This window comes from Cognatishimia activa, from assembly GCF_001458335.1.
GTDB lineage: Bacteria > Pseudomonadota > Alphaproteobacteria > Rhodobacterales > Rhodobacteraceae > Cognatishimia > Cognatishimia activa.
In genome coordinates this window covers 222,794-246,481 of sequence record NZ_CYTO01000024.1, presented here as the reverse complement: position 1 = coordinate 246,481, position 23,688 = coordinate 222,794, and the positions used below count along the sequence as shown (strand labels likewise).

The 23,688-nt window shown below is 54.6% G+C and carries 24 protein-coding genes and 1 pseudogene; 8 read left to right on the top strand and 17 right to left on the bottom strand.

Annotated features, from left to right (window positions below; genetic code table 11):
* Positions 1-145: 145 nt before the first annotated feature.
* Positions 146-285: pseudogene (locus tag TA5113_RS16790) on the bottom strand (IS3 family transposase); the annotation flags it as partial.
* A gap of 63 nt (positions 286-348) precedes the next feature.
* A complete protein-coding gene (locus tag TA5113_RS12365; protein ID WP_058316736.1) occupies positions 349-531 on the bottom strand; it encodes an AMP-binding enzyme in 183 nt (60 codons plus the stop codon).
* Between the two features lie 287 nt (positions 532-818).
* Here TA5113_RS12365 and TA5113_RS12360 point away from each other — a divergent pair, with 287 nt between their 5' ends.
* Together TA5113_RS12360 and ptsP are read left to right on the top strand one after the other, a co-directional pair.
* Positions 819-2,054, top strand: a complete 1,236-nt coding sequence (locus TA5113_RS12360) for an aspartate kinase (protein WP_058314063.1) — start codon at positions 819-821, stop codon at positions 2,052-2,054.
* A 242-nt stretch (positions 2,055-2,296) separates the two neighbouring features.
* Positions 2,297-4,558 carry a phosphoenolpyruvate--protein phosphotransferase gene (gene ptsP, locus TA5113_RS12355; protein ID WP_058314062.1) on the top strand — a complete coding sequence of 754 codons (2,262 nt, stop codon included), beginning with the start codon at positions 2,297-2,299 and terminating at the stop codon, positions 4,556-4,558.
* A gap of 73 nt (positions 4,559-4,631) precedes the next feature.
* Here ptsP and TA5113_RS12350 read toward each other — a convergent pair whose 3' ends face one another.
* The 3 genes from TA5113_RS12350 to TA5113_RS12340 all read right to left on the bottom strand — a co-directional run bounded on the left by TA5113_RS12350 (position 4,632) and on the right by TA5113_RS12340 (position 7,713).
* On the bottom strand, positions 4,632-5,393 hold the full coding sequence (locus tag TA5113_RS12350; protein WP_058314061.1) for an EcsC family protein: 762 nt from the start codon (positions 5,391-5,393) through the stop codon (positions 4,632-4,634).
* Positions 5,394-5,436: 43 nt separating this feature from the next.
* Complete coding sequence (locus TA5113_RS12345) at positions 5,437-5,928, bottom strand: GNAT family N-acetyltransferase (protein ID WP_058314060.1); 492 nt, start codon at positions 5,926-5,928, stop codon at positions 5,437-5,439.
* 144 nt (positions 5,929-6,072) lie between these two features.
* A complete protein-coding gene (locus TA5113_RS12340; RefSeq protein ID WP_058314059.1) occupies positions 6,073-7,713 on the bottom strand; it encodes a SulP family inorganic anion transporter in 1,641 nt (546 codons plus the stop codon).
* 151 nt (positions 7,714-7,864) lie between these two features.
* Between TA5113_RS12340 and TA5113_RS12335 the strand changes: the two genes are divergently transcribed.
* The 4 genes from TA5113_RS12335 (at position 7,865) to TA5113_RS12320 (ending at position 11,118) form a co-directional block, all read left to right on the top strand.
* Positions 7,865-8,425 (top strand): invasion associated locus B family protein, encoded by a 561-nt coding sequence (locus tag TA5113_RS12335; RefSeq protein ID WP_058314083.1) that lies wholly within the window; start codon positions 7,865-7,867, stop codon positions 8,423-8,425.
* Positions 8,426-8,494: 69 nt separating this feature from the next.
* Positions 8,495-9,370, top strand: coding sequence for an S-methyl-5'-thioadenosine phosphorylase (locus TA5113_RS12330; RefSeq protein WP_058314058.1), 876 nt, complete (start codon positions 8,495-8,497; stop codon positions 9,368-9,370).
* 58 nt (positions 9,371-9,428) lie between these two features.
* Positions 9,429-10,058 carry a LysE family translocator gene (locus TA5113_RS12325; RefSeq protein ID WP_058314057.1) on the top strand — a complete coding sequence of 210 codons (630 nt, stop codon included), beginning with the start codon at positions 9,429-9,431 and terminating at the stop codon, positions 10,056-10,058.
* 520 nt (positions 10,059-10,578) lie between these two features.
* The gene (locus TA5113_RS12320) at positions 10,579-11,118 is read left to right on the top strand and encodes an adenine phosphoribosyltransferase (protein WP_058314056.1); all 540 of its coding nucleotides are present in this window, start codon (positions 10,579-10,581) and stop codon (positions 11,116-11,118) included.
* Here the strand turns inward: TA5113_RS12320 and TA5113_RS12315 are convergent.
* The 11 genes from TA5113_RS12315 to coxB all read right to left on the bottom strand — a co-directional run bounded on the left by TA5113_RS12315 (position 11,115) and on the right by coxB (position 21,043).
* Complete coding sequence (locus TA5113_RS12315; RefSeq protein WP_058316735.1) at positions 11,115-12,530, bottom strand: FAD-binding oxidoreductase; 1,416 nt, start codon at positions 12,528-12,530, stop codon at positions 11,115-11,117. The two genes, TA5113_RS12320 and TA5113_RS12315, sit on opposite strands and share 4 nt — an antisense overlap.
* 123 nt (positions 12,531-12,653) lie before the next feature.
* Entirely contained in the window at positions 12,654-13,472 is an 819-nt protein-coding gene (locus TA5113_RS12310) for an MBL fold metallo-hydrolase (protein WP_058314054.1), read from the bottom strand.
* A 55-nt stretch (positions 13,473-13,527) separates the two neighbouring features.
* The gene (locus TA5113_RS12305; RefSeq protein ID WP_058314053.1) at positions 13,528-14,118 is read right to left on the bottom strand and encodes a GNAT family N-acetyltransferase; all 591 of its coding nucleotides are present in this window, start codon (positions 14,116-14,118) and stop codon (positions 13,528-13,530) included.
* A complete protein-coding gene (locus TA5113_RS12300; protein WP_058314052.1) occupies positions 14,118-15,380 on the bottom strand; it encodes a M16 family metallopeptidase in 1,263 nt (420 codons plus the stop codon). The genes TA5113_RS12305 and TA5113_RS12300 overlap by 1 nt, the downstream gene beginning before the upstream one ends.
* Positions 15,377-16,765: a threonine synthase gene (gene thrC, locus TA5113_RS12295; protein WP_058314051.1), complete on the bottom strand. Its 1,389-nt coding sequence runs from the start codon at positions 16,763-16,765 to the stop codon at positions 15,377-15,379. The genes TA5113_RS12300 and thrC overlap by 4 nt, the downstream gene beginning before the upstream one ends.
* Before the next feature lie 3 nt (positions 16,766-16,768).
* Positions 16,769-17,443, bottom strand: coding sequence for an SURF1 family protein (locus tag TA5113_RS12290; protein WP_058314050.1), 675 nt, complete (start codon positions 17,441-17,443; stop codon positions 16,769-16,771).
* 97 nt (positions 17,444-17,540) lie between these two features.
* Entirely contained in the window at positions 17,541-18,341 is an 801-nt protein-coding gene (locus TA5113_RS12285) for a cytochrome c oxidase subunit 3 (RefSeq protein WP_058314049.1), read from the bottom strand.
* A 6-nt stretch (positions 18,342-18,347) separates the two neighbouring features.
* Positions 18,348-18,893, bottom strand: coding sequence for a cytochrome c oxidase assembly protein (locus tag TA5113_RS12280; protein WP_058314082.1), 546 nt, complete (start codon positions 18,891-18,893; stop codon positions 18,348-18,350).
* A 43-nt stretch (positions 18,894-18,936) separates the two neighbouring features.
* A complete protein-coding gene (locus tag TA5113_RS16995; protein ID WP_058314048.1) occupies positions 18,937-19,104 on the bottom strand; it encodes a cytochrome c oxidase system small membrane protein in 168 nt (55 codons plus the stop codon).
* A 1-nt stretch (position 19,105) separates the two neighbouring features.
* A complete protein-coding gene (gene cyoE, locus TA5113_RS12270; RefSeq protein WP_058314047.1) occupies positions 19,106-20,044 on the bottom strand; it encodes a heme o synthase in 939 nt (312 codons plus the stop codon).
* Positions 20,045-20,125: 81 nt separating this feature from the next.
* The gene (coxB, locus tag TA5113_RS12265) at positions 20,126-21,043 is read right to left on the bottom strand and encodes a cytochrome c oxidase subunit II (RefSeq protein WP_058314046.1); all 918 of its coding nucleotides are present in this window, start codon (positions 21,041-21,043) and stop codon (positions 20,126-20,128) included.
* A gap of 198 nt (positions 21,044-21,241) precedes the next feature.
* Between coxB and tldD the strand changes: the two genes are divergently transcribed.
* Positions 21,242-22,660 carry a metalloprotease TldD gene (gene tldD / locus TA5113_RS12260; RefSeq protein ID WP_058314081.1) on the top strand — a complete coding sequence of 473 codons (1,419 nt, stop codon included), beginning with the start codon at positions 21,242-21,244 and terminating at the stop codon, positions 22,658-22,660.
* A 116-nt stretch (positions 22,661-22,776) separates the two neighbouring features.
* On the opposite strand, the gene TA5113_RS12255 is transcribed toward tldD, so the two are convergent.
* A complete protein-coding gene (locus TA5113_RS12255) occupies positions 22,777-23,304 on the bottom strand; it encodes a GNAT family N-acetyltransferase (protein WP_058314080.1) in 528 nt (175 codons plus the stop codon).
* Positions 23,305-23,576: 272 nt separating this feature from the next.
* Here TA5113_RS12255 and TA5113_RS17400 point away from each other — a divergent pair.
* Positions 23,577-23,688, top strand: a 112-nt coding sequence (locus tag TA5113_RS17400) for a hypothetical protein (RefSeq protein ID WP_370736454.1), incomplete at its 3' end; no start/stop codon positions are given.

Below are 23,688 nucleotides of genomic sequence, written 5' to 3'. Positions count from 1 at the left end.
CATTCGCGCTCTTTGCAGCACTAGACAACATGGGCTCGTTCATGACCTTCGCTCCGTGGCAACGCAATGTCCGTTTTTGCAGTGGGCTCAATTGGTGGACGCTACACTTTAATCTTCCCCCCTCTCGTCGCTAAAGACGCTCAGCACGCAAAGGGTCAATGCAGGTTCGGCGACGAACGGGGCTTCGAAGCTTTCCTTCGCTGCCACTGCCAAGATCAACTTGTCAGGAGTCAGATCCGAAACGGCCCTTCTCAGCCGTTCGTTTTCTTTCCGCAGACGTTTCAGTTCCTAAAACCTGATCAGCGATGTTATCGCACGACGTTTTTCCATCACCGTCACGGGAAATTTTCACTTGATCAGGTCTTGAATTTTGATCCTTTGGATCTTTCCAGAAGGGCCTTTTGGAAGGTCATCCAGAATATGCACCTTATCCGGTGATTTAAATGATCCGAGCCTCTCAGTACAGATTTCGGCGAGACGTTCTGACGACAAGCTGGACCCGTCACGTAGCTTAACAGCAGCCTCGCACATAAGCCAAGTTCGCGACAACGCCTCTCACCCATTGAGCAACACCACCCCAGTCCAACTTTCCGACACAGTCGCGATTCCCTGTTTGGCCCCATCCTCGAGACAAGCGACCTCACCGAATCTGCTAAGTTGGAAGTTTACTTACCAGTGCATTGCATAGCGGAGGCGCTTCGGAAATTTTGTCGCATGAACCACCATTCAAGGCGTTTCTCCTTGCCCCTGCGCTTGTTTCCCGTGCCACGAACGCGTACACCGCGCTGACCTTTTGAAGATGAGGGCTGAATAAGAACATGCCTACACTAGTGATGAAATTCGGCGGCACGTCGGTCGCCAACCTGGACCGCATCCGCCGCGCAGCCAAACGCGTGGGCGTTGAAGTGGCAAAGGGCTATGACGTCATCGTCATCGTCTCTGCCATGTCCGGGAAAACCAATGAGCTGGTGGGTTGGGTCAATGAGACCTCCCCCCTCTTTGACGCCCGTGAATATGATGCGGTGGTCAGCTCTGGCGAAAACGTGACCGCCGGACTGATGGCTCTGACCTTGCAAGAGATGAACGTGCCCGCCCGCAGCTGGCAAGGCTGGCAAGTGCCTTTGAAAACCACATCTGCGCATAGCCAAGCGCGGATTGAAGAGATTGGCACAGAGAACATTAACGCAAAATTCGGCGAAGGTATGAGAGTTGCTGTTGTAGCTGGTTTCCAAGGGATCAGCGACGAAGGCCGCATCACCACGCTGGGTCGCGGTGGATCTGATACAACCGCTGTTGCTTTTGCCGCTGCCTTTGGTGCAGAGCGCTGCGACATCTACACGGATGTGGATGGCGTCTATACCACTGACCCACGTATCTGCCAGAAAGCGCGCAAGCTTGATCGCATCTCTTTTGAAGAGATGTTGGAACTGGCGTCACTTGGAGCAAAGGTTCTGCAAACCCGTTCCGTTGAATTGGCGATGCGTTATAAAGTGAAACTGCGCGTGCTAAGCTCTTTTGAAGAACAATCTGACGAGGCCGGTACGCTCGTCTGCGATGAGGATGAAATCATGGAATCCAATGTTGTGGCCGGTGTGGCCTATTCTCGCGATGAAGCTCAAATGACCCTGCGCTCGGTTGCTGACCGTCCAGGCATCGCGTCTGTCATCTTTGGCACCCTGTCTGATGCGGGTGTAAATGTAGATATGATCGTGCAAGACATCTCTGAGGATGGTCGCACGAACATGACCTTCTCTCTGCCAATTGATCAGGTGGGCCGCGCTGACAAAGCGATGGACGCCATCAAAGGCGAAGAGCTGAACTACACTGAAGTCGTCACCGATAGCGAAGTTGCCAAAGTGTCCGTTGTGGGCATTGGCATGCGCTCTCAATCCGGTGTCGCGGCAAAGATGTTTAAGGTGCTGTCTGATGAAGGCATCAACATCAAAGTCATCACGACGTCCGAGATCAAGATCTCTGTCCTTGTGGACCGCAAATACATGGAACTGGCCGTACAGGCGCTGCACGACGCGTTTGAGCTAGACAAAGCGGCTTAATCCTACCGTTATTATTTTTTCAAAGAGCTGCCTTTGGGCAGCTCTTTTTTTGTCGTTAAGAAGTTGTTTAGATCCCTTTGCTTTCTGTGAACCGGTGCTTAATCGGGGGGACGGAAATGAAGCATGAAAACGATCAGTTTTTGGGCGTCGCTCGGAACAAAAAATCTTCTGCGACAAGTAAGTATTTTCAAGCAAGACAAAGACCGCCTATAAGTGATTTCCGGAACATCGGGAATGCATTCATGGCCCAGAATTTAAATAAGAATTTTGAGAGCGAGAGCCGCAAGCTTTTGTTGCGCCTTCGCGAGGCCATGGCAGAAGACAGCGCAGGTCAGGCCCGGCTGGACAAAATCACTGGCTTGATAGCGTCCTCCATGGGCACCGAAGTGTGCTCGATCTACCTGTTCCGCGATGAAGAAACCCTAGAGCTTTGTGCCACCGAAGGTCTGAACCCGGACTCGGTCCATCAGACGCGCTTGCGCATCGGCGAGGGCCTTGTCGGTCGCGTCGCCCGTCATTCGCGGGTTGTCAACACAGCTGATGCGCCATCTGAGCGCGGTTTCCGCTATATGCCAGAAACTGGCGAAGAGATTTACAGCTCGTTCTGCGGTATTCCAATCCAACGGCTTGGCGAGAATATGGGCGTGTTGGTTGTCCAATCTCGCGAAGCGCGCGACTTCTCGTCAGATGAAGTCTATGCGCTTGAAGTCGTTGCGATGGTTTTGGCGGAGATGACCGAGCTGGGTGCGTTTGTCGGTGAAGGCGCGGCCCTGTCGCCCCTGCACCAGCAATCGGTTCTGATCCGAGGGGGCACCGGTCAAGAAGGTGTTGCCGTGGGTCATGTCTGGCTACACGAGCCACGCGTTGTTGTGTCCAACCCTATTGCTGATGATCCCGAAGCGGAACAGAAACGCCTTGAAGACGCGATTGAAGAACTGCGTGTTGGCGTTGACCGCATGCTCGAAGGCGCTGCTGGTGGGGACAAAGAACAGCTGCAAGTCCTTGAAGCCTACCGCATGTTTGCCAACTCCAAGGGCTGGATGAAACGTATGGAGCAGGACATCAGCCAAGGTCTATCGGCCGAGGCTGCTGTGGAGAAAGAGCAATCTATTGCCCGCTCCCGCATGGCAAAAGCTACCGACGCGTATCTGCGAGACCGGTTGCATGATCTCGATGATTTGTCCAACCGGCTTCTGCGAATTCTAACCGGTCAGGGCAAAGACACCGGCGCAGAAATGCCTGAGAACCCGATCTTAGTAGCACGCAATATCGGCCCAGCGGAATTGCTGGAATATGACCGCAAACTCAAGGGCGTGGTCTTGGAAGAAGGCTCCGTCGGCTCTCATGCGGCGATTGTCGCGCGCGCACTGGCAATCCCTTTGATCGTGCATGCTGACCGCATCACAACCGAGGCGTTGAATGGTGACGCGATCATGGTGGATGGGGATGAAGGGGTTGTACACCTGCGCCCCGATGAATCCGTTGCCACAGCCTTCCGTGACAAGATGGCCATGCGCACCAATGCGCAGAAACGCTATGCCTCGATCCGAGAGAAGCCTGCAGAAACGCTGGATGGCACCACGATCCACTTGCAAATGAATGCCGGCTTGATGGCTGACCTTCCATCGCTTGAAGGCTCTGGCGCTGAAGGAGTCGGGCTATTCAGAACCGAGCTTCAATTCTTGATCCGTAATCAAATGCCAAAGCGGACGGAACTTGCAGAGATCTATTCCAAGGTGATGGACTCTGCGAAAGGCAAGCGCGTGGTGTTCCGCACGCTCGACATCGGTTCTGATAAAGTTCTGCCTTATATGGCGCCGCAGGATGAGCCAAACCCAGCGTTGGGCTGGCGCGCTATTCGCGTGGGACTGGATAAACCCGGCGTGTTGCGGATGCAGTTGCAAGCGTTGCTGCGCGCAGCCAACGGGCGGCCTTTGACGGTGATGTTCCCGTTCATCGCCCAGTTTGAAGAGTTTCGCGCAGCCAAGGCAGAAATGGAAAAGGCAGTCGAGCGTGAGCGACGGCTTGGTCACATTCTGCCCGATACTTTGGATGTCGGCGCAATGCTTGAAACGCCCTCTTTGGGATTTGCCCCACAGAAGTTCTTTGAAGAGGTCGGTTTCATTTCCATTGGTGGCAATGACTTGAAGCAATTCTTCTTTGCGGCAGACCGTGAAAACGAACGCGTGCGCCGCCGCTATGACACGCTGAACGTCAGTTTTTTGACCTTCATTGAAGGCATCGTGAACCGCTGCAACAGCACCAAGACGCCGGTGAGCTTCTGTGGAGAAGATGCAGGGCGCCCTCTGGAAGCTGTATGTCTGGCCGCAATGGGATTGCGTAACCTGTCCATGCGACCGGCATCTATCGGGCCGGTAAAGAGCATTCTGCGGCGTACAAATCTTGCGGAAGTCCGCAAGATTATCGTCGATGCGCGGGAGCGTGGCGATCAGTCCGTGCGCGCGGCGGTAAAGGCGTATTTGAAAGAAACCGGTGCGCTTTAGGGGCTTTGCCCCTTTTGGCCCATGCGGGCCAATTCACCCCAGAGTATTTCTGCAAAGGTGAATGAAGAAGTGTCTATTTCGGTTTGTCGAGCAACGCGACATCTCGGAAGCGTTCTAGCAACTCCGGGTGATCAATATCTGCGTCAATCGCCAGCCGGCGCAAACCGAAATGTACGTGGGCCATTTCTCGGTAATAGGTAATGAATGCGTAATTCGTCGCAGCTCCGGCAGCGGCACCAAGCACCGGAACCGCTTGTGCGGCGAGCTTCTGGCCAAAGACCGCCGCCAGCCTTGGGGCGACCCATGTCATCAACCTTTGCATGCCGCCGCTAGACAGCGCCATACGCGCGCCTAAGAAACCTAGGTCAGCATTGTCATCATGGGACAGAGGGCCAGCAGCGGCGAAAACTTGGATGCAATCAAATTGGACATTCTCGGAAGTCGGATCGAAATCGAGCTCTTCTGCAACATCCTGAATCGTGCGTAGCAAGACCGTCGTGGTGAGAGGGATTTCAGCCAAGGCAGTACCAACACCACCAATGCCACCTGCGGCGCCCATCGACGTGGCAATGGCGTTTTGCAGCCAAGCGGGCTGTCCCGGCCCCACCAAACGTCGTGACCCATGAGCCGCCTTCATGGCCTGCCCAAGCGCGGTTTCCGTTGCCCCCTCTAAGCGATCCCGAACGGGACGCGGAAGTCCTTCGACCAAACCATCTGCCTGCGCGCCCAATAGATTGAGTAAGTCAATACCGACCCCACCCGCAGCGCCATAGCGTTTTGCGAGCAGATCCAGCTCTTCGTCAACATTCACAATAACAAACGGTTGGTAGCGCATGATCTCTCCCTTTGACCTCAACGTGGGGAGCCGATCTTCGGTTTCAAGTCTGGTTCAGCGGTTTCACCTGTCCAACGACGCCATCCCAGGCGCTATCGGTCAAGGCGACACCAAGCACCCGGTCCGGGTTGGTGGGCGGCGGCATGATCACACCTTCTAGGCGCTGAAACCCTTGACGCTCGTAATAAGGCGCATCACCCACAAGAATGACCCTGTGCCAACCGAGCTCTTTGGCTTTGCGCAGGCTTTCACGGATGAGAAAGCCACCCAGGCCCTCCCCTTGTCGCGTCGGGTGTACAGCCACAGGTCCAAGAAGCAAAGCCACGTCAGTGCCAACCTGAACCGGCCAAAACCGGATCGCGCCTGCTAGAATATGATCCTCATCGCGCGCAGTCAGAGAAAGCTGTGCCACTGGATCGACGCCATCCCGCAAACGGTAAGACGACAGAGCCTCTCGCCCCGGCGCAAAGCACAGGTCGTAGAGGGCCTCGACCTCCCACCAATCCTCATTGCTTTCCTGTGCCAGGTGAAACACCAGCCTGCCCTTCCGACTCAATCCCCGGGATTTCCGGTGGCCACGGCAGTAACATGGTGATGTGAGCGGATCAAATAGGTGGCTTGCCCTAAGCTGCTTCCCAGCAAAGAAAAACCCGGTGCAATCGCCGGGTTCTCTGTAATCTTAGTGACCGCCCAGAATGCCGGTGCGGACGCTATAATCGACCGCGACCTCGTATTGAGGGTCATCTTCACTGTCGACCATCAGGTGACCGGCTTTGGTCAAAAGCTGGTGGCAATCGCGGCTCAGGTGGCGCAGCGCAATCGTTTTGCCTGCCGCTTCATACTTGGACGCGACGGCTTCAATTGCTTGCAGCGCCGACTGGTCCACCACGCGGCTCGCTTTGAAGTCGATGATCACACTTGCCGGGTCGTTCTCAATATCAAAAAGTTCGACAAAGCCATCGGTTGACCCAAAGAAAAGCGGGCCTTGGATCTCGTAAACTTTAGCACCGTCTTCTGTCACGGAGTCCCGCTCGATCGCATGAATGCGGCGCGCGTTGTTCCATGCATAGGCCAGCGCAGATACGATCACACCAACAACAACCGCGATGGCGAGGTCGGTTAGAACAGTCACCACTGTCACCAGTACGATCACGAAAGCATCGGTGAATGGTACTTTCGTCATGATCTTCAGAGAGTTCCAAGCGAATGTGCCGATCACCACCATGAACATCACGCCGACTAGTGCAGCCAGAGGGATTTGTTCGATCAGCGGGCTTGCGGCCACGATGAACAGCAACAAGAACAGCGCCGCCACGATACCAGCAATCCGGGTGCGACCGCCAGATTTCACGTTGATCATGGACTGACCGATCATTGCGCAACCGCCCATGCCACCGAAGAAACCGGTGACGATATTTGATCCGCCCTGGGCGATACATTCTTGAGACGCGCCACCGCGCTTACCAGTGATTTCGCCCACAAGGTTCAGGGTCAAAAGGCTTTCGATCAGACCGATGGCCGCCAAAATGATTGCGTAAGGCAGGATGATCTGAAGGGTCTCAAGGTTAAATGGCGCAAGCGGTGTACCGTATATCCCGACCCCTTCGCCGAATGGGATATGGAATTGTGGCAAGTCGCCTTTGATAGAGGCCATGTCCCCAACGGTCGGGACATCAATACCGAGACCAATCACCAACAGCGCAACGACGCCGATACCGGCCAGTGGTGCCGGGATGATATTGGTGATCTTTGGCAGGCCCCAGATGATCAACATGGTCAGCGCTACAAGGCCAAGCATCGCATAAAGCTGGCTGCCCTGAAGCCACAAGGACGTATCAGACGGGTCTTTGAACTGGGTGAGTTGCGCCAAGAAGATCACAATCGCCAGACCGTTCACAAATCCCAGCATCACAGGATGCGGTACCAAGCGGATGAATTTGCCCCACTGCATGACACCGGCGATGACTTGCAAAATCCCCATAAGAACAACGGTGGCAAATAGATATTCGACCCCATGTTCCGCAACCAAAGCCACCATAACAACGGCCAGCGCGCCGGTTGCACCTGAGATCATACCCGGACGGCCACCAAACACGGCTGTGATCAGCCCCACCAAGAAGGCTGCATAAAGACCCACCAACGGGTGCACACCGGCAACAAAGGCAAAAGCCACCGCTTCTGGGACCAATGCCAAGGCGACTGTCAAACCAGACAAAAGCTCGGTGCGCACGCGCGGCACGGACCAGCCTTCATCCTGCATAATGGACAAATTGGGCGGAGAGATATTCTTGGCAAAATTTGCCAATGCAGCGCGTTTCATCGGGCAATCCTATGGGGCTGGAGATGATTTTGATCCGCCCGTACCGGAAAACCCCTAGTTCCACAAGTGTTGGCGCTAAATCGCCGGAACGTGATTTGCTGTTGATGTAAGGCGCGCACATACATGCGGCAGATTGCTGGAGTTTAAGATCATGCGTTTCACAACAGCCCTTTTGTTATCCCTATGCGCCGCCCTGCCCCTCACCGCCACCGCGCAAGACCGCGAAGGCAATGACACTCCGGGCGATTGGAAGGTAACCCATTTTGAACGGTTCGGAATTTACCTTTCCTCCTGCGATGAGCGCCAGGAAAGCGATCAACTGAACCAACGGTGTTACTTGCGTTATGTGGATGTGTTCTCACCCCATCCAGAATTCGCAGCTCAGTTTTTCTTTGTGGTGAACACCGAAGACGGGCCCGAAGTGGATTTTGGAATGGAAGCTGGCACGCTGTTCTCCCCGAATGGTTTCCGCATTGAGGGTGAGAATGGAGAGCTTTGGAAAACACGCCGTGTCGGATGTTTAACAGGGCTGACCTGCACGTTTTCCGGCGAGGATGCGGACGCGCTGCTTGCAGCAATGCGAGACGGCGACGCCTTTCGCTTTACGTTCCGGGACCGCCACGGGAAATCCCAAGACCTGATATGGTCCCTTGATGGATTTTCAGACGCATTTGCCGACTTCAACGCACAAACCACGGCACGTGGGCTCTAGCTTTCTCTTCTCGGTTGCATCTTGTTCAAGCCAAAGACATGAATAAGGCAACCAGCGGGAAGAAAGACCATGACAGAGACAATGATCGCCGTGATTGGCGGATCGGGCATTTATGAAATTGACGGTTTAGAGGGCGCGGCCTGGACAAAGGTTGAAACCCCTTGGGGTGATCCTTCAGATGAGATCCTAAGCGGCTCGCTCAATGGGGTGAAAATGGCGTTTCTGCCGCGGCACGGTCGCGGCCACGTGCATTCGCCCACCACCGTACCTTACCGCGCCAATATCGATGCGCTGAAACGCATCGGCGTGACGGATATCATCTCGGTTTCCGCCTGTGGTTCGTTCCGTGAAGAGCTGGCACCCGGTGATTTTGTCATTGTAGATCAATTCATTGACCGAACATTCGCACGCGAGAAATCTTTCTTTGGCACCGGATGCGTTGCCCATGTCAGCGTTGCCCACCCGACCTGCCCGCGCCTCTCAGATGCCTGTGAAACAGCCGCAAAGTCAGCAGGCGTGAAGGTCCATCGCGGTGGCACTTACCTTGCTATGGAAGGTCCTCAGTTTTCCACACTTGCTGAAAGTCTAATGTACAAAAACAGCTGGGGCTGTGACGTGATCGGGATGACCAATATGCCCGAAGCAAAGCTCGCCCGTGAAGCAGAGCTTTGTTATGCATCTGTCGCCATGATCACAGACTATGACAGCTGGCACCCGGCCCACGGCGAGGTCGAGGTCGCGGACATCATCAGAGTGCTGCAGGGCAACTCATCAAAGGCGAAAGCGTTGGTGTCCCAGTTGCCAAAGCTGTTGGGCGCAGAGCGGGACGACTGCCCGCATGGCTGCGACAAGGCATTGGAATTCGCAATCATGACCGCGCCGGAAATGCGCGACCCTGCACTTGTCGCCAAACTAGACGCCGTTGCCGGACGTGTTTTGGGATAAGAGCTTGACCCAATTTCGCGGACCTGTCTTTGCTGAGGTCATTCACTGAGGATTTCCAATGTCATTTGAACTCTGGCTGACCTTTGCCGCCGCCTCTACCGCGCTTTTGATGATCCCGGGGCCAACGATATTGTTGGTTCTCAGCTATGCCATGACCCAGGGGCGCCGAGTTGCCGTTGCTTCAGCGCTTGGAGTTGCAACCGGTGATCTGATCGCGATGACCTGCTCTGTCATAGGCCTGGGCGCTGTGTTTTTGGCATCAGCCACGGCCTTTACGGTGCTCAAATGGGTGGGCGCGCTTTACTTGCTCTATCTCGGCATCCAAATGCTGCGCAGCCCTGCAGCGGGCAAGCCAATGCTTGCAAACAAACCAGACGACCAGCCGCCCGGCCGTGTGTTTCGGGACTTGGCAACCGTGACAGCGCTTAACCCAAAGTCCAATACGTTCTTCATCGCGTTTGTCCCGCAATTCATCCAAGCGGACGCTGCTTTCGCGCCGCAAGCAGCCATTTTGATCGCAACGTTTGTTGGCATTGCCGGAGTGAATGCATTGGTCTTTGCGCTTGCAGCCAATGCAATGCGGAGACAGATCGCACGTCCAAATGTCCAGATGTGGATTACGCGCGCGGGCGGTGCGACCTTGATTGCCATGGCCGCCATGACCGCAAGCTTGCGACGTGCGCCTTAAAACCGCTTCTTGCTTTCGCTATTCCTCAGCTTGATGTTCTTTTAAGAACTTTTTGATGAAGCGCCGGATCTCCCGAGCCGCGCTTGTATCTAGCTCACGACAGGTGTCCACAAACGCGTCGCGCTGTTCCTTGTTTAGGCGCAAGATTAGCTGTGCGTCCTTCTTGCTAACCTTTTTTTCTTTTTCTTTTCCCACGCTCTGCCTCTGTTGCGCTGATTTCGCTTTTTTATATATGCCTATTGACTGTAACGCAAATGTATATACATTATATCTACACGAGCAATACAACTAGGTAAAAAAAAGGAGAATAATATGAACCTAGCTCAAGCTAAGAGCATTGTGGTCCGAGAGCGAATGGACTGGAGCCGTCCGCACCTGGCTTGGATCCCGCGTCGGTTTTACGGTTTCAAGAAACGCAAATAGTTCTTTTCGAAGATCTGGCGTAAATATAAGGGCTTAAGGCCCTTGCTTTCGCGAAAGGCATGAGGGAAACCAGAGACAAGATTTCTTGGAGTTTCCGATGCCAAAATCCAGCGACGTCAAAGACTATATTCGTACCATCGTCGATTTTCCTCATGAAGGTATACTGTTTCGAGACGTGACCACGTTGTTCGCAGACCCTCGGGGTTTTCGCATGGCGATTGACCAGATGCTGCACCCCTATGCCGGCGAACGCATTGATAAGGTCGTCGGCCTTGAAGCCCGCGGCTTTATTCTGGGCGGCGCGATTGCGCATCAGCTGAGCGTCGGCTTTGTGCCGATCCGCAAGAAAGGTAAGTTACCGGGGACAACCATTTCAGAAGAATACCAATTGGAATACGGCGAAGCGATCGTCGAAATTCATGACGATGCGATCACTGCGGGTGAGAAGATCCTTGTGGTCGATGATCTGCTTGCCACCGGTGGTACAGCAGAGGCAGGCATTAAACTTGTGGAGCGTCTTGGCGGCGAAATCATTGCCTGCAGCTTTATCATCGACCTGCCCGATCTGGGCGGGCGCAAAAAACTTGAAGACATGGGTATGGACGTCAATATCCTTTGCGAGTTTGAAGGACTTTAAGTCTTCAATATCACCCCCGGATTCATGATCCCATTGGGATCAAGCGCCGCCTTGATGGCTTTCAGGGCGGCGATTTTTGTAGCATCCCCGTATTTCAGCAAGTCGTCGGTCTTGAGTCGGCCCACGCCATGCTCTGCACTAAAGGAACCACCAAACTGCGCTACCATATCGTGCACGGCGGATTTAACTTCACCCTGTAAGTGACTGAATTCTTTCTTGTTTCGCGCTTTTGGTGGGAAAGCATTAAAGTGCAGATTGCCGTCGCCCAAATGGCCAAAACAATTCAGACGCAAGCCATCAAATCCCGCGATGAGCTTTTGGCCTTCGGTGATAAATGCAGGCAGTCGATCTAACGGCAGAGACACGTCGTGGCTACTGATCGATCCGATCATGCGGTTCGCGTCAGGGATGGATTCCCGCAGGGTCCAGAAATCTTCCCGCTGCTGCTCAGAGGATGCAATAAAGCCATCGCTGACCAGTTCTGCATCTAGTGCTGTTTCAAACAGGTTTTCCATCGCCGCCTGCCCTGCTTGTGCTCGGCTCAGGCCAAAATCCACCAGCACAAACCACTCTGGGAAGTCGGCAAAGGGTAGACGCACCTCTGGCATTGTTTCGGCAAGAAATTCTAGTGCTTGCTTAGACATCAGTTCAAAAGCACTGACAGCTTCCCCCACAATGTCCCGCGCCATCGCCAACAGCGTCAGCGCGGCTTCTGGGCTTGGCACAACCAGCAGCGCGGTTTCATGGGACACAGGACGTGGGAACAGTTTCAAAGACGCACCCGTGATGATCCCAAGCGTGCCTTCGGAGCCAATAAGCAGATTGCGCAGATCATAGCCGGTGTTGTCTTTGCGAAGCGGAGACAGCCCGTGCCAGATATCGCCATTGGGCAGAACGGCCTCTAGCCCCAAGCAAAGGTCGCGGGCGTTGCCATAGCGCAGCACGTTCAAACCACCTGCATTGGTCGCAAGGTTGCCGCCGATTTGTGCGGTGCCTTTGGCCGCAAGGGATAGTGGAAAAAGGCGATCTACTGCTTCGGACGCTTCATGGATATTTGCGAGAATGCAGCCCGCGTCCACTTCAATGACGTTGGATGACGCATTCACCGAGCGCACCGAGTTCATCCGCTCTAATGAAATCACAACCGGCGCAGGCAAATCGTCAGACAATTGGCCGCCAACCAAGCCAGTGCCACCGCCGTAAGGGATCACTGGGACTTTGGCGGCATTACACCCCCGCACAACCGCAGACACTTCGTCGGCTGATCGCGGAAGAGCGATGACCCCCGCCTCACCTTTGGCACGGCCACGGGGCTCTTCCAAATAGCGTGGCTCAGGCGCTTTTAGGGTGCCTTCGGGCAATTGCGCCTCTAGCGCTTGGGTAAAAGAGGCGTCTGCAGGATTTAAGGTCATCAATCGGATCAATTCGCCTTGAAAGGTGCCACATTCTTCGCACAGGAAGTCAGGGCTCGTGGTTTTTTACCCCTGACATCAAAGCCTTGTCCAGTGTTTCGCAATGGCCAAACCGCGCGCGACCTACTCCTCGGTCGAAAGATACTTCGGCTGCAATACAACGATAGTTGGACGATCCGGTAACGTGCGCAGGGAGACCTCTAAGGCATGCTCTCCTTTGTTCTCAACCACATAGGTTTCCGACATATCGTCCAGAAACTGGTTGAGCGTGCTTGTGCCAAACCAATGCATTGGGATGACTATCGAGGATTTCAGCCGGGTGATCACCCGTTTCATCGACTCCAGATCAAGCGTTCGACCACCATCGACTGCCGCCATCACCACGTCCAAACGCCCAAGCGCTGCATATTGACCATCATCGGGCTCGTGATGCAGATGGCCTAAGTGACCAATGCATAACCCACCAGCCTCAAACACAAATATCGAGTTTCCATTGACGCGTGCGCCGTCAAAACTACGAATATCTGTTGGAACGTTACGCACCAGCATATCACCAATTGAAAGATGGTGTTCGGGCCGCTCGCCGGCGATGCCCCACCCTTTCAGCACATTGGGAATGGCGGGGTCAGGGTTTGGGGTCCAGTGACTTTCATGGCCAATATTCATTGTCACGATGTCGGGCAGGAAGGGAACGTTGCCGATGTAGCCGGTGAAATCGGTGATCGCTGACACGCCACCTTCGCTCAGGATCAAAAATGCTGCGTGATTGATGTATCGAATGCGTACAGAGTGTTCCGGCACCGGCGCATCAAAGGATGCATGGTGCAAGTAAGTCAGCCCCGGAGCGGCATCTGCGATCGCGATACAATGGCTGGGCTGACGGTCTTGGGCCTGAGCAGCGAAGCCAAACCCCAACAAAAGGCAGAAGAAAACTGCGCGCATATTCGATCCCCCTTTTTCAAGAGTATCACATAATGCGGTTTTAACGTACGGCCAGTTAGACCTGTCCGGCGGTGGTCCGCCCGCGTCGATCATTTCTTAGGCAGGCATAAAGAACATGGGTCCGCCAACGGCCATTGATCTGCAAATAGCTCTGCGCGACGCCTTCATATTTGAAACCGCTTTTTTCCAGCAATCCTCGACTGGCGGCGTTTTCAGGCAAGCATGCCGCCTCAAGACGGCTCAGGTCCATTTGGGTGAACGCATAGTGCGCAATCGCCTCAATGGCTTCACGCATAAACCCGTTGCGCGCGTATTTCTCGCCCGTCCAATAACCCAACGTGCCCGATTGCGCAGGGCCGCGTCGGATATTGTCGAGTGTGATCGCTCCGACAATTTCATCCTTCGCACGATTAACCATAAACAGTGGAACCGCGGACCCATTGTTGATTGAGCGTTGCGCCCAATAGACCCGGTTGGTGAAGTTTTTGCGGCTAAGGTGATCATGGGCCCAGCTTGGCTCCCACGGAATTAGATAGTCAGCACTGCTTTCGCGCAGCCACGCCCATTCCCGAAAATCCGCATGCACCGGCGGCCGAAGGGTCAGCCGTTCCGTCTCGATGCGTACTTTCTTCCGGGTCAGAAGCATTAGGCAGCGCGCCTCTCCTGCAGACGTTCCAACGCAGGCGCTTGGGAAATTGGTCCATACAACGCGAGCGCGGCACGCGCAGACGTCGCCATTTGCTCCGCAAAGCCGCGCACGTCTTTGTCGGTGACTGCGTCGATCTTTTCAACGGTCTCTTCCAGACCAGGCACCCGGCCCCAGATCGCGACCATACGTGCGAGGCGTTCGGCGCGACTGGACGGGCTTTCAAGCCCCATCAGCATACCGGCCTTCATCTGAACGCGGGCGCGATCGATTTCCTTGGCAGACATGTCTTCTGCGGCGCGTTTCATCTCATCAATGGTAATATCAGCAAGATCCGCAATCTGATCACCAGATGTGCCCGCATAGATCGTGGTCATACCACTGTCAGCATAGGCCCCGGTCGACGCATAAATTGTGTAGCACAGGCCACGCTTCTCTCGAACCTCTTGGAATAAGCGCGAAGACATTCCGCCCCCCAGCGCGACCGAGTAGATCTGTGCTGTGTAGATATCATTTGAGAGATAGTCAGGGCTTTCGAAACCAAGCGCGAAATGCGCTTGCTCAAGCGGTTTTTCTTGCCGGTATTCACCGCCGGCAAACAATGCAGGCATGTCCGCTAGACTTGAGCCAGGAGCCATATGGCCAAACATCTCTTCAGCGATCTTCACGATTTCTTCGTGATCCACGCCGCCAGCCGCCGCTAAAACCATGCGCTCCGGGCCATAGTGCTGACCGATGAAGCCGCTGAGATCTTCACGACCAAAAGCTCTCACACGCTCTTCTGGACCCAAAATGGTGCGCCCCATGGGCTGATCTGGATAGGCGCGCTCTTGCAGCCAGTCAAAGATCACATCGTCAGGCGTATCCAGCGCCTGACCGATCTCTTGCAAGATGACCCCGCGCTCGACTTCGATTTCGCGTTGATCAAACACCGGATTAAGCAGGATATCCCCGATCACATCCATCGCCAAAGGCACGTCGTTCTTGAGAACCCGCGCGTAATAAGCGGTGACTTCGCGGCTGGTATAGGCGTTGATATAGCCGCCCACATCCTCGATCGCCTCGGCAATCTGCAGCGCGTTGCGGCGCTTGGTGCCTTTGAACGCCATATGCTCTAGGAAATGGGCAATACCGTTCTGTTGAGGCGTCTCGTGACGCCCCCCAGCGGTGACCCAAATGCCAACAGAAGCGGATTCCAGACCGGGCATATGCTCGGTCACAATGCGGAATCCATTGGAGAGTGTGTGCAGCTTTACGGTCAACGGGCAGCAATCCGATCTTTGATCAGGGTTTCCAGCAGCGCCAGTTGGTTTGGCACCTGACAGACACGCTCTTCACGCTCCATCATGTCACCCATATGCGGTGGCAATGCAGGACGCGCGCCCATAGCGTCTTCGACCGCATCCGGGAACTTCGCCGGGTGCGCTGTGGCCAAAGTGATCATTGGAACCTCAGAAAGCTGCTCATTGGCAACCTTTACACCGATGGCGCTGTGCGGGCAAAGCACTTCGCCGGTTTCCGCAAATTCGTTGCGAATGGTCTTTTTGGTTTCCTCTTCAGAGGCACGACCGCTTGCGAATTGATCACGCAACCATTCCATCGCCCCTTGGCTGATGGTGAAAGAGCCTTCATTGAACTCTTCCATCAACTTGGTGACCGCATCACCATCTTTGTCATAAGCAAAGAACAGAGCGCGCTCGAAATTCGAGCTCACCTGAATATCCATCGACGGGCTGATGGATGGGGTTACGCCCGCTTTTGTGCAAGCACCGGTTTCCATAGTGCGGTGCAGAATGTCGTTTTGGTTGGTCGCAATCACCAGCTTCTCAATCGGCAGGCCCATTTGCTTGGCGATAAAACCTGCAAAGATGTCACCGAAATTGCCTGTTGGCACGGTGAAGCTGACTTTGCGGTTTGGTGCGCCCAAGGACAGTGCTGATGAGAAGTAATATACCACCTGCGCCAGAACCCGCGCCCAGTTGATCGAGTTCACGCCCGCAAGCTTCACGCCATCGCGGAACTCAAAATCGTTGAACATGTCTTTTAGGCGGGCCTGACAATCGTCAAAGTCACCTTCCAAGGCCAGCGCATGCACGTTCTTATCCGCAGGGGTGGTCATCTGTTTGCGCTGAATGTCAGACACACGACCGTCTGGGAACAGGATGAAGACATCTACATTGTTCAAGCCGCGGAAGGCTTCGATCGCTGCAGAACCGGTGTCGCCAGACGTTGCGCCAACGATGGTCACGCGCTCTTTGCGGCGCTCCAGCTCGAACTGGAACAGCTGACCGATCAGCTGCATGGCGAAGTCTTTGAACGCCAAGGTTGGGCCGTGGAACAGCTCTAGCAAATAATGGTTCGGTCCCATCTGGACCAATGGCGCGCGGGCTGTATGGCGGAAGCCCTCATAGGCGCGCGCGATGATGCCTTGGAATTCTTCATCGGTGAAACAATCCCCGATGAAAGGTTTCATGACGCGGAAGGCAATCTCTTCATAAGGCAAGCCTGCCATGGCCGCGATCTCGTCTTGGGACAAAGTCGGAATCGACTTGGGCACATAAAGCCCCCCGTCGCGGGCCAGGCCTGTTAGCATTGCTTCGGCAAAGCTCAGTTCTGGGGCATTCCCCCGGGTAGAGATGTATTTCACGGTTTAAACCTTTTCTCGTATGCGCATGCGGCGCAGGTAATACACAGTCATGACGACCCAGACCAGTGCTAGTGAGAACCAAGTAACAGCATATTGCAGGTGATCGTTCGGAATTCCCGACGAACTGACAGGCAACGGCGTCACTTCGGTGTTTTTTTCTGGCATTTCACGCAGAACAATCAGCACGGGCTCCGTGCCAAGGGTCTCTGCCATAACGGCAACATCGCGTGCGAACCAGATGTTACTCTCAAGATCTGGGGCTGGCGTGTAGCTGTCAATTTCATCGGGCCAATGCAGGTTGCCGATGACGGTGGTGTCAAAAGAGTCCCGAGCCACGTCTTTCTGATCAGGCTTGATCCAGCCACGGTCTACCATCAGTCGGCGACCACCTGTTTCAAACGCAGCGACCACACGGTAGATGGCACCGGTTTGTTTGCTGGAAGCCAATAGGTGAATTTCATCCGTGGTAATGCGACCGTCCGCCTGAACAGGCAAGAAACGATCTGCTTCCGGATCGGGTTTTTCGGGTACCGCGACTGGGGCGGCGACAATTCGGGTATTGATCTCGTTAAGGACCCCTTCTTTCCAAGCCAGACGCTGTACTTGCCACGTGCCAAGCCACAGCAGAATTGCCGTGCCCAGAACGCCAAAAAACAAGGGGAGGAAAAGACGGCGCACGATGCGAAAGGTCCTTAGAAAGCAAAGTCGCGACGAGATGGATCGCCGCGACTTGCATTAAACGTATCTTGCAGAATGGTGCAAGGCTTTGAGCAGCTTACTGCCCCCAGATGTAAACAGCTGCGAACAGGAACAGCCAGACAACATCAACGAAGTGCCAGTACCAAGCAGCCGCTTCAAAGCCCACATGGTGGTCTTTGGTGAAGTGACCGCGCTGCAGGCGCATCAGGCAGACGAACAAGAAGATCGTTCCGATGATCACGTGCGCGCCGTGGAAACCTGTCGCCATAAAGAAGTTCGCCGCATAGATGGAACCAGAGAAACCGAACGCTGCGTGGCTGTATTCGTAGCCTTGCAGAACGGTAAAGAAGACACCGAGGACAATCGCAATGATCAGACCCCACTTCATGTCTTCGCGGTTATCTTCATGGGCCAAAGCGTGGTGCGCCCAAGTTGCTGCACAACCGGAACACAGCAAGATCAGCGTGTTGATCAATGGCAGGTGCCATGGGTCAAAGGTTTCGATGCCGACCGGTGGGAAAACACCGTCGACCAGCGGGCTATCTGGGCCCATTGGGTAGATCGCGTGTTTGAAGAAGCTCCAGAACCATGCGCCGAAGAACATGACTTCGGACATCACGAATAGGATGAAGCCATAACGCAGACCGATCTGAACGACGGGTGTGTGATCGCCGGTCTGGCCTTCTTTGGTGACTTCAGACCACCATGCGAACATCACGTAGAGCACGCCCGCAATCCCGACAAAGAACATCCACGGACCGTTGTCCTTCATCCAAAGCACTGCCCCAAACAGCATAATGAAGCCAAAGAGCGATCCTAGCAAAGGCAGGATCGAAGGGGGCAAAATGTGATAATCGTGGTTTTTTGCGTGCGCCATTTGGATTTATCCCTCGTTGGAGGTTTCTCTAATTTCACTCTCAACAGCCTGCCCCTCCAAGGTCAAGGCTGCAATCTCTTCGGGTAAGTCGATCTCATAGAACGTATAGCTCAACGTGATCTCCTTAACGTATTTCGCGTCGCGATCCTCAATGATTTCCGGATCGACAAAGAACGTCACCGGCATGCTCACCCGTTCGCCAGGCATCAGCACCTGCTCGGTGAAGCAGAAGCAATCAATCTTGGAAAAGAACCCGCCGGCCTCGTAAGGCGCAACGTTGTAGCTCGCCTGCCCAGCAATGGGGCGGTTCGTTGGGTTATAGGCCTCATAAAAAGCCAAACCGGTCTCACCGATGCGAATTTCAACGTCCAACTGCTGGGGCTTAAAGTCCCACATCATGTCGCGGTCTTTGGATGCGTCAAATTTCACTTTGATGGTTCGATCAAGGATCACGTCCGAACCGGCGTCCGCCTCTTGCGTCACGCCACCAAAGCCAGTCACGCGACAGAACCAATCGTAAAACGGCACAGACGCGTAGGCCAAGCTGCCCATGACAGCGACCACTCCGACCAGTTTCACAACGGTTTTCGCGTTTTTATCCACCGCTTTGCTCCTTCACTGAGGCGGGCTCGAAATCTCCGCGGGTGACTTTGACCACGGTCAGGCCCATAAGCAACGCGACAAAAGCAGCCAAGGTCAGCGCAACACCCAAGTTGCGACCAAAGCGGCGTTTGTGGATTTCGTGCTCTTTTGCAAAGCTCATCTTACCAGCCCCCTAGCCCGTATGGCGCAAGCGCTGCTTCGGCGAGGATCGCGCCGAAAGACAGGAAGAGATAAGTCAGAGAGAAGAAGAAAAAGCGTTTCTCTTTCTTGTGATCGTCGGCTTCGCAGTCTTCATCAGTGCGACGCCAGATGCCAATAGCACCGATCACGAAAATAGTGTTCAGGATCACCGCTGTCGTCAGGTAGATCCAACCACCAATCGCAGTGAATGCGATACCAATGGCAACAGCCGCAAGAAGCAGAGTGTAGACAAGAATATGGTTACGCGTTGACGGACGACCATGGGTCACGTTCAACATTGGAACGCCCGCGTCTTTATAGTCCGACTTCATAAACAGGGTCAGTGCCCAGAAATGAGGTGGCGTCCACATGAATGTCAGCGTGAACATCAAAACGCTTTCCAGCGCGATGTCACCGGTTACAGCAGCCCAACCGATCATCGGAGGGAAAGCCCCTGCAGCCCCGCCAATAACGATGTTCTGAGGTGTCCAGCGTTTGAGCCACATGGTGTAGATCACCACGTAAAAGAAGATCGTAAAGGCCAGAAGAGCGCCGGCCACCCAGTTGGTGGCCAATGCCAGCATCACCACGGAGAACACAGAAAGCGTGATACCGATGGCAAACGCATCATTGGCGCTGACCTTCCCTGATGGGATCGGGCGAGATTTGGTGCGGGTCATGATGCGGTCAATGTCCGCGTCATACCACATATTCAACGCGCCAGACGCACCACCACCTACGGCAATGAAAAGGATCGCACAAAAGGCGATAAACGGATGAATACCACCCGGCGCAGCCAAAAGGCCCACCATGGCAGTGAACACCACCAATGACATCACACGCGGCTTCAAGAGCGCGAAGTAGTCCCCGAAGGACGCTTCGTTCTCATGCGCTTGCGAGTGAAGGCTGGCGTCTGTCATTTCTAGTCCTGTTCTTGCGGAGGTCATTTCTCCGCCGCGGCTTGGGCGCTAAAGATGCGCCCTCGCGTTATTTTAGATCGATTACTGAGCGGCTGCGACTTGGAAAGTCTTCGCAACGTCGCCGTTGGAAGCGAGTTCGTCTTGCGCAGATTTCACCCAAGCAGCGAAGGCTTCCTTGCTGACCACCTCAACGGTGATTGGCATATAGGCGTGGTCTTTACCGCAAAGCTCAGAGCACTGACCGAAGTAAACGCCCTCTTGCTCTGCGTTAAACCAAAGCTGCGCCAAACGACCCGGCACCGCGTCTTGTTTCACGCCAAAGGAAGGAATGGTCCAAGAGTGGATCACGTCATCCGCAGTGATGCCCATAACGACGACTGTATCGACTGGAACGATCACACGTGTGTCTGTTGCCAGAAGGAACTCGTCTTCTTGGTAACCCGCTTGAACCAGCTTGGCGCGCATTGCGTCATTCAGTTTGAACGCTTCTACGCCAGCGGTCTCGTCGTTTTCATCCAATGTCGCCGGGTGACCCAGCATGTAGCTGTCAAACTCCAGCTCTTGCTCTGGGTATTCATAAGTCCAGTACCACTGGTGGCCGGTGACTTTGATATAAAGCTCACCCTCTGGGATCTCTTGCTGTTTGAACAGCACTGGCAGCGAGAACGCGCCAATGAACACCAGAATCAGAATTGGAATGGCGGTCCAAGCAATCTCGACCGGCGTGTTGTGCGTGAAGCTTGCTGGATTTGGGTTCGCACGGCGGTTGTAGCGCACCATGCAGATGACCAGCAGCGCCGCCACAAAGATCACAATTGCGAAGATAATGTAGTTGATCATGCTATCCAGCGATTGAATATCGCGCGACAGCTCTGTCACGGCCGGTTGGAAGCCCAGTCCTTTTTCAACTGGTTTGCCGAGATGCTCTGCATCCTGTGCAAGTGCCGGGAAAGCCGTAAGTGCTGCCCAGATGCCCATGAACGTCGAAAGAATTCGCATGTGTCACCCTGATCGGTTGCGTATGTAATTGTCGCCATGCAAGCTCGCCCGAAGACGAACACGCATTGTATTGAAGTCGATATGAACCATATTCTAGCGCACGAATAAAGAAATATGCTTGCGTCAAACGGACGCTTTTTTGATTTATATCAAAATTCACTTCGGATTCTGACCCGAATCCTCGCAAAGGACCCCAAAATGCAGAGCAAATTCGCGCCTTTTGAGACAATGATCGATGAGGGGTCCGCCCTCAAAATGTTGCGCGAAGCCACATCTGGGGCCGAAGATGGGGAGCTTTTCCTAGAACGACGCCGCGCGGAAGGGCTGGTTTTTGACGACGGGCGCATCAAAACCGCGAGTTATGACGCCTCCGAGGGATTCGGTCTGCGCGCCGTGAAAGGCGAAGTGGCGGGCTATGCCCACTCTACCGAGATTTCTGAAAGTGCTTTGAAGCGCGCAGTTGCTACGGCCCGACTGGCGGTTGGCGATGGCGGCGGCTCTTATGCCGAAGGGCCGATTGCGACCAATCAAAAACTCTACACCGATGAAGACCCCATCGCTGGCGCTACCTTCCCTGTCAAAATTGAAACGCTGCGCGATATCGATGCTTTTGTGCGCGACCAAGATCCGCGCGTTGTGCAAGTCAGCGCGTCTTTGGCGGCGTCTTTGCAAGAAGTGGTCATTCTGCGCCCGGATGGTCGCCAGATCACCGACACCCGCCCGATGACTCGCCTGAATGTATCGGTGATCCTCGAACAAAACGGCCGTCGCGAAAGCGGCAGCGCCGGCGGCGGCGGTCGCGTCGGACTTGATGGTCTCATTGATCCGGCCGACTGGAAAGCAAAGGCGCGCGAAGCATTGCGCGTGGCTGCCGTGAACCTAGAAGCCATCCCTGCCCCAGCGGGTCAGATGGAAGTGGTGCTTGGCCCCGGCTGGCCCGGTATTTTGTTACATGAAGCGGTAGGACATGGGCTTGAAGGGGATTTCAACCGCAAAGGCAGCTCGAATTTCTCTGGCCGCGTCGGCGAGCAAGTGGCCTCTAAAGGCGTCACCGTGATTGATGACGGCACAATTGCCGACCGCCGCGGCTCGATCACCGTGGATGACGAAGGCACGCCGTCGCGCAAGAATGTCCTTATTGAGGACGGTATCCTGAAAGGCTACATGCAAGACCGCCAAAACGCGCGTTTGATGGGGGTTGAGCCCACAGGCAACGGACGCCGTCAAAGCTATGCCCACGCCCCCATGCCGCGCATGACCAACACATATATGATGGGTGGTGATAGCGATCCGAAAGATCTGGTCGCGTCCTTGAAAGACGGGATCTACGCAGTCGGTTTTGGTGGCGGCCAAGTGGACATCACCAATGGCAAGTTCGTCTTCTCCTGCACGGAAGCCTATCAAGTGAAAAACGGCGTTGTTGGCGCTCCGGTGAAAGGCGCGACCCTGATCGGCGATGGGGCCTCTGCGATGATGCAGATTAAAGGGCTGGGCAATGACATGGCGCTTGATCCCGGCATGGGCAATTGCGGCAAGCAGGGCCAATGGGTGCCAGTGGGTGTCGGACAACCGACCGTGTTGATGGGTGGACTGACCGTGGGTGGATCGGCGACGTAAACTCGCGTCTCGCAAAATCACATATTGTCTGGTCCGATTGCTTGTGCTCTGAGCGCAGGTTTACCGGACCATTCGTGCGTGAGGTTCACTATCATGAAACCTTACAGTCGCGTTTTTTAGATGTCTTTGGCGAAGTAGTGCAGATGCGGGCGCAGCATTGGTTGATCATTGTAGGTTGTTGTTTCAATCGGTGTATCCAACTCTACAAATCCAAGCTTAGGGTAAAGGTCTCTCATTTCGACATTTGGCGTTAGCGTATCCGCAATCAGACGTTTGAGGCCCATTTCTCGCGCAACTTTTTCGCGTACTTCAATCAATGCGCGCCCAGTGCCAGTTCCTCTGGCCTTTTCGGTCACAAATACCCTTTTGAGTTCGCCGGTGTCTGGCCCAAGACACTTCATCATGCCGCAGCCGACAATTTCACCCCCTTGGGCGCGAGCAACCACCAGACATCCTTTAGGAGGCAAGTAGTCATCTGAGTTTTCCCAGAATTCCGCAAGCGCGCTTTGCGGTGCTGCAGGATCAATGTCAAAACCCATGGCTCGCATGCGTTGCACAATAAGCTCATAGTACTGCGACAGCATGTTGTTGAGTTCATCCTTGGCTGGAAGCTGTTCGCAAGTCTCGATCGTGATGTTTTGCATGACCATTTCCCTGTCCTAAGCAATCTCAATGAAAACAAGATAGACTAGAAAGCCGATCCCGTCAGCTTCGTCACATCGCCGAGGAGCAGCCCACAAACCAGATCCTACGCCCCTAAAAAGGTCGTTCGCGAGGCGCGCAGCATTTGGTAAGTATGGGCTCAAAGCTGACTTTGAGCCGCCAAACGATAACCCAACACGAATGGGACGGTACGCTTTACCCCTCATTAACCACCCTAACACCATAGTGATTCTGCAAGCAGGCGGAGCCATGGATGTCCCAACAATCTTCCACTCACCCCCAACTCCGACCCACCACTGAGGAAGAGAAATTCCTGTGGCTTCGCCTCTTGCGCTCCCGGCGGGTTGGCCCGTCAACTTTTCATC